General features: G+C 40.4%; 1 protein-coding gene. It reads right to left on the reverse strand.

Going from position 1 to position 319, the window contains the following annotated elements; genetic code table 11:
• A partial coding sequence (locus tag IAE51_RS12380) for a hypothetical protein (RefSeq protein ID WP_200095654.1) occupies positions 1–319 on the reverse strand: 319 nt, incomplete at both ends.

The raw sequence follows: 319 nt of genomic DNA on the forward strand, positions 1-319 counted from the left end.
TGAATCGCTATCCGAAACTGAATCACTGATTGAATCGGATGCTGAATCACTGATTGAATCGGATGTCGAATCACTATCTGAAACTGAATCGGAGATTGAGTCTGACGTTGAGTCGCTATCACTTACTGAATCGGAGATTGAATCTGATGTTGAGTCACTATCACTTACTGAATCGGAGATTGAGTCTGACGTTGAATCGCTATCCGAAACTGAATCACTGATTGAATCGGATGTTGAATCACTGATTGAATCTGATGTTGATTCACTATCTGAAACTGAATCGCTGATTGAATCTGACGTTGAGTCGCTATCACTTACT

It is taken from the genome of Lactococcus sp. S64 (genome assembly GCF_016516525.1).
GTDB classification, from domain to species: domain Bacteria; phylum Bacillota; class Bacilli; order Lactobacillales; family Streptococcaceae; genus Lactococcus; species Lactococcus lactis.